Source organism: Pseudovibrio sp. WM33 (assembly GCF_001623165.1).
Lineage (GTDB): Bacteria > Pseudomonadota > Alphaproteobacteria > Rhizobiales > Stappiaceae > Pseudovibrio.
Window position 1 is genome coordinate 1 of the sequence record NZ_LMCK01000132.1, and the last position, 6075, is coordinate 6075.

The 6075-nt window shown below is 47.0% G+C and carries 4 protein-coding genes; 1 reads left to right on the forward strand and 3 read right to left on the reverse strand.

Going from position 1 to position 6075, the window contains the following annotated elements; translation table 11 throughout:
* Window positions 1–409: 409 nt before the first annotated feature.
* Window positions 410–1129, reverse strand: coding sequence for a LuxR family transcriptional regulator (locus PsWM33_RS23525; protein WP_063297463.1), 720 nt, complete (start codon window positions 1127–1129; stop codon window positions 410–412).
* A gap of 478 nt (window positions 1130–1607) precedes the next feature.
* Entirely contained in the window at window positions 1608–1871 is a 264-nt protein-coding gene (locus tag PsWM33_RS23530; RefSeq protein WP_063301829.1) for a hypothetical protein, read from the reverse strand.
* A gap of 148 nt (window positions 1872–2019) precedes the next feature.
* On the opposite strand from PsWM33_RS23530, the gene PsWM33_RS23535 reads away from it, so the two are divergent.
* Window positions 2020–3231 (forward strand): serine hydrolase domain-containing protein, encoded by a 1212-nt coding sequence (locus tag PsWM33_RS23535; protein ID WP_063301830.1) that lies wholly within the window; start codon window positions 2020–2022, stop codon window positions 3229–3231.
* 461 nt (window positions 3232–3692) lie between these two features.
* On the opposite strand, the gene PsWM33_RS23540 is transcribed toward PsWM33_RS23535, so the two are convergent.
* Window positions 3693–5513: a DUF4132 domain-containing protein gene (locus PsWM33_RS23540; protein ID WP_082827128.1), complete on the reverse strand. Its 1821-nt coding sequence runs from the start codon at window positions 5511–5513 to the stop codon at window positions 3693–3695.
* Between the last annotated feature and the right edge of the window lie 562 nt (window positions 5514–6075).

Here is a 6075-nt window from a genome sequence, read left to right on the forward strand (position 1 = left end):
GACTTCAAGGTTCCAAGTAAAAACTCTCTTGCGAAATGCAGGCGGTCCATACATTATGGCCCACGATGCTGGCAACAGCCTCTCACTTACCTCAGTTCACGCAGTGCAGTGAATGGAAGTAAAGTCTGGTGGGCTCAACTAATCGCTGCAATACATTCGGCAAACTTCTCAGCTACAAGGGGGACGTCGATCTGGAGGCAAAACTCAACCAGTGGGAGTGATTTTACAACCTTCACCGGCCGCTTACGAAGCACTCAGAGAAAAGCTTACAGTCAACGCCTTAATTGCCTCGTGAGTAGCTGCACCTTACCGATCGGTTGAATTGCGACAATCGGGATGCCGTAAAAGTGCAAACAGCAGGAAGCGCGGTGCGAACCCTGCCGAGAGCATAAGTAAGTGTCGTTTAGACTTATTGAATAAGGCCGAACCGAAAACCCTCAGCTACCGCGTGTGTTCTATTCGAAGCATGCAGCTTTCTGGCAGCCGAAGCCAGATACCAGTCCGCAGTATGCTGAGAAATATTTAGGATCTGACTGATCTCCCAACTTGTCTTGCCTGCAGCTGCCCACTTCAGACACTCAAGTTCACGAGGAGTAATGCGATGACGAGGACGACTGATGTTTGAACCAGCTAGTTCACGCACTTTATTACTCGCATAAATGCCAACCAGATGAAGAACACTGATTTCGCGTTCATTCAGTCGAACTTCTGGTCCACCAAAAATCAGCATGCCTTGATAGTTCTGAAGGCCACGCACTGGCACACACACTCCGTCATACATTCCGTAATCGCGCGCTTCTGACAGAACTTGCTGTGCAGCTGCAGAAAGATTGCTATCACGGGCAACGCTGGACCAAAGAAATGGGCGACTAGCAGTACGCGCTTTCGCGACAATCGGATCATTTTGTATGTAATTACGATCGAGATAACGTTGTTGCCATTCAGGCCGCCAGCCACTCAACATAATAGACCCATCAAAGGATGTGTTAGCTTCGGGGATCGCGGCAAGACAAAAACTTGTAAAGCCAAAAGACTGACCAAGTTCAGCAAGACGCTTAGAAACAAGATCAGGTGTCTCTTCATTATTAATAGATTCAACAAATTCTAGTGCAGCAGTCAATGAGTTCATTTTATACGCCCCTACATATAATGCCTCCAACAATCTTACCTTACGAAATATTCACCTGATTTATAAGGTGAAGCTATTACCCATCATCTAAAAGAGGCTAACTATTTTCATAACAATAAATAAATGTATTCAATATTACTTCGCTCCCAATAGAAATATGCCCATAGATATTAGTACTGTTAAATTGCACTATGTTTTATTCGAAAATATCTCATTTAAAAATTTCAGATTTCAAATTATAAATAGATTTTTATTGGGAAAATACATTGAAAATAGCGCGTTAACACTTGGTTAGTGTTTTCTTACTGATACGGTTCCGCATTTAATCCAATGAAAACATTATACTTTTTTACACATGGTCGAGATCAGATTTCGTGCTTCTATTTGCCCTAGATAGATGCAAAAACCTCAACGATATATCTGAGGGGGACAACGGGGACAACTCCATTCCAGAGCCGCTTTGGGCTCAAAATGCCCCTTATCTTATCGGGCGCTTCACATAATCATATGCTGAGAAGAGCTCTTCAGAAAGAGACCGTAGTCTCATCTGCAAAGACTTGCGCAACCCTTGATAGAAGTCGTCGAACGTCGGCTTGTGGCCCGACACTCCAGTTATGGCTGTTGCCCTCAGGTCATCGCGCTTGCCACGGATCACGGCAAAATTTTTGCCTATCCCGTTCATATGTCCAGATTGCCAACGATACTTCTTGTTCTTAGCAATGCTATCTACCAAGAGAAACATGTTACACTCGCAACTGTGACTGTGGTACCACCCTAAGTGATTTCATCGCAACGTCGGTATCATTTGCAGGCCTTGGAGCACGGGGACATGTCTTGTAGGTGGCAGGAAATTGATTTTCAAGGACTAAATATTGGGGTGTATATTTATCATGAAACGCCGTTACCTGTTAGTCGCGCTAGCCGTTGTACTGGTTGCTGCATCCGTGCTGACCTATCTCATAGAGACTGGAGAACGTGGACTAGGACGTCAGGAACGGCCCATCCGAAATCTGAACATAACCCGGCTTGACACCGCTAAGATCGAGGGTTTGGGTTGGGACCCAAAGAGGTTGGATGCAGTTTTTAACTACGCTGCCGGTTTGAGCACTGACAGCTTCATGATCGTCACCAATGGTCAAAGAGTTGGCGCATTCGGTGATCTTTCAAAGTCCTACAGTGTTCATTCGATAAGAAAAACGCTTCTGAGCGCTCTGGTTGGTCAGCAACTGGCTTCGCACACAAACGAACTGCGCCTGGAGGCGACGCTGCTGGAACTGGGCATTGATGATGCCCCGGTTCCGCTAACGCAGTTGCAACGACAAACAACCGTGCGCCATTTACTGCGAAGTGTTTCAGGTATTAACCACCCTGCAGCCGCATCAGGTAGCATGCAAGCGGACATAGACAGGCGTTTGGGCCACACAGAAAACCAGCCGGGCACCATCTGGGCTTACAACAACTGGGACTATAACGCGCTGACGACAGTCTTTGAGAAGGCGACAGGCTCCGAGATTGCAGAGCTGTTCGATATCGGGATCGCACAACCTGTCGGGATGCAAGACTTTGATCGCTCCGCCGTGTCATACACTTTTGATCCTCAGCAGTCCGAACATAGGGCAGCAATGTTCAAAATGTCTGCGCGTGATCTGGCAAGAGTTGGTAGTCTCTACCTCAATCGCGGAGCAGCTGGCGGACAACGCATTCTTGCTGAAAACTGGATAGACCTCATTACGACCGATTTCACTGAAACAGGCTTTGGTGGACTGCGAAACGGGCATGGATATCTGTGGTGGATACCCGCAGAAGACACTGGTCTGCCTGAGGGGACTTTCTGGGCGTGGGGGCTGGGAAATCAGGCACTCATAGTGATCCCCAAATGGAATACGGTCATCATCCACCAGTCAGACTCCACCGAGTTCCTGAAGCGATTTATACCCCTGACCCGTAGTGAAAAAATGACTGGAGAAGAGGCGATAATGCAGCTTATTCTCTCATGCCGCAAACCCGCCGCCCGCGAAACTGAATATTGCATCGAGCATCGCTTTATCGCTCGGCGCGAGTTTGAAAAGCTAATATCATTGGTTGTTGCTGCGCGGGAATAGAATAGCTTATCGTTATGAGACTTATTCGCTCTCCGAGAATAGTCCTAAGGCGCTGGTGACTTCTCATAACCACTCTCTACACCTTTCAGCGGTACTCGTAATCCTCCGTTGCGAACGATCTCAACCCCAGATAGAAGCACTCGAATGACCGCTCCTGGCCCTTGAAGTACATAATTCAATCTCAAAACAATGAGTTATGAGTACAGATTCGTACGATTAGCTTGATAAGTTCAACCTGCAAGCCCGAAGACTGAGATCGCAGACCAGAGTTTATCCATCACCCGATCAGTTCCTCGCTGCCGCTTATCTGTTTTGGGTCACTCAATTGGTGCGCCGTTATAGACAATACGTCCAGTACTTAAGTTTACTCGATATCCGTCAGCAAGCATGAGCCATCGCCCCTCTACATGGGCAGTGGGGTGAGTGAGCTGGAGCATAATCTTGCGCATCTTTAGGCTTTGCTAGCCTGGATAGCTTTGGGTCTTATCCCATGCATCTTCTAGCAAGATATCTTCTACGCCTGCAGCACCTGTTGCTACAAGCAGATCAGTTTGCCGAAAGGCCTCTGACAAGACACGCTGAGGTACATCACTAAACTTCTTTTCTGGCCCTTTTAAAGAGAAGTTGCCTGTTGTTCCTTCTCCCGCGCACCCTGGAAAGGTACGTATGCCGGTTTCAAAATTAAACCTTCTACCAGCAAGAGTGATTGCTAGAGTCTCATAATCGCTTGGCCTCCATCCCATTTGTTGTGACAATCCGAATAGAGGGACTTGACTGACTGTGTGACCGGCAAACATTCTGGATGTGTTTGTGCCGAGTTCATTTTCCATCACTGGATAGATTTCCCGAAAAGCCTGCGGGAAGGGTTGTTTGATACCCTCTTTGGTAACGAAAAATTGCCATTCTTGACGCTCTTCTTCTGAACTCTCTACGGGATGCCAGAGCCGAACCCGCTGCCATTCCGCTCTCAAGCGGGTAGAACCATCCACAAGGAGCCATAATCCTTCATTCGATCCTCCTTTGAGGACTGCAGCAAACCTATCCCCTTCGTCTTCAACTTCCCAGATTAGCTTGCTGGTCATCGGCCATAAGGACTTGTCTGTCATTTGTCTGGCCCACACGGAAACATCCAACCACCACAAGCGCAGCAACATACCTTCCAATGCAGGTTTTATAAGCTTAGTAAACTCATCTGGAATGTGATTTGTTGTAAGTAGATCAAGAACGCGCTCTGGGTGAAGAGAAAGGTTTCGTATACCTTCTTTGGTGGTTCGTTGTAGCTTCTTCTTAACGCCAGCATGGCGTATTTCTCGAGTGACTTTTTGTGCAATCAACACAGCTTCGGGCTGAGGTTCATCACGGACAACTTTTCCAAGCTGAATACTTAACGATTGAGAAGGCATCGATTTGGCTTTGTGATCAGGAGCAAGGGCAGCTCCAACCCAAAGTTCATCGAGTGTTTTCAGTCCCCAATCCAGACGTTCTGTCAAAGCAAGTTTCACTGCTCGCGCAACAGCTGAAGCTTCTGCAACACTGGTCAGCTTATCTGATTGATATTTGACAGTACCTGCAACTATCCTGCGGGATCTTCTCAACACTTCTTCAACAGCATGTTCAGCAAACAATCGCCATTCCGAAATATCAGCAAGAACAGAATCGTGTGCTGGGATACTATGCGACAATTCCGAGCTGATTTCGCATATTGCATTTGCCAAGGTGCGCAGATCAGACACTCCTGCAACAGCCTCGAACTCTTCAAATGAGATCGGGCCATCGTTTCTCGCGGCAATGTTTACGAGTGCAGCATCCAGGAGTAAGTCATCTCCAATTGCATGTGCCGCAATTAAGGCAACATCAGCAGAGCCCTTGCTAATGCGTGGATGTAATTTCCGGAGCGTTTTCAGAGCCTCTTCTGGGAGAGTTCCAATCGTTCCCAATAGAATTCTGGCGACATAACGATAACATACGTCTTTCTCGTGAGAGCCACCTGATATAATTTCTGTTCGAGCTAAACCACTTAATGCGATAGCTGCTTCTTCGGGTGTGAAGAATAGGTAGACAGTTTCGTGCAGCCCTCCTTCTTCAATATCTCGGAGTATCCCAGATATTGAAGTGCCAGCAGTTTGTTGAAAGTCTCCCTTTTCCCACATTGTAGCAAGGATAGCGCCACGGTCGAATGGGCTTAAGGCTTGAACATATGAGTTCAACACACCAAAGTCCCGTTGAGCCTCTGGTTGTCGCAGTTGTGAAAAGACAAATGCCCTCGCTGAATTCGTTGTCATTGGGTAACCGAGTTAGAAGGTCAACATATAGCGCTAGACTCACTTGATTATGCTGTCTGCTTGTTGAGCTTCCAATAGCGCCCTTAGTAGCGATATATACCTTCTACTTGGTTCTTATTGGGCACTCTCAATCCTTTCGGTGAGCAGGTTGCTGTTTGTAATGTTTACCGTACTTCATGAAAATAGGTTGTTCTGGGGGAAGTTCGGGACTTTGAAAGCATCTCGGCTCTGAAGGTTCTGTTTGAATTTTCCCTTATATTACAAGGGGAAGCCATTTTTGGCTTAGGTCAGGCCATTTTTGGCCTGCTTCTTTTCCTAGTATTTTCAAGGAGTTGCGCCAATTTTGCGAGTCTGATGCAGGTCTCCGGGCCAATTCTGGCCCGTTACTACTCCCCTTTACGATCTAGATTTAGGTCAGATCTGAATCTTATTAGATTTTATTCTCTAGTTATTTCAACAAGTAAGCGAGTTCTGGTGTGCTCTCTTCTTCTATTTCTCTCACTCTGGCATGCAAGTTGCAGCTGTGTTGGTACGCTGTCGCAGACTGGGGTCTGGGGCTGTG

Bases quoted from the DNA above. Each gene is read 5' to 3' on its own strand.
- PsWM33_RS23540 (WP_082827128.1), bottom strand. From the start codon at position 5,513: ATGACAACGAATTCAGCGAGGGCATTTGTCTTTTCACAACTGCGACAA.
- PsWM33_RS23525 (WP_063297463.1), bottom strand. From the start codon at position 1,129: ATGAACTCATTGACTGCTGCACTAGAATTTGTTGAATCTATTAATAAT.
- PsWM33_RS23530 (WP_063301829.1), bottom strand. From the start codon at position 1,871: ATGTTTCTCTTGGTAGATAGCATTGCTAAGAACAAGAAGTATCGTTGG.
- PsWM33_RS23535 (WP_063301830.1), top strand. From the start codon at position 2,020: ATGAAACGCCGTTACCTGTTAGTCGCGCTAGCCGTTGTACTGGTTGCT.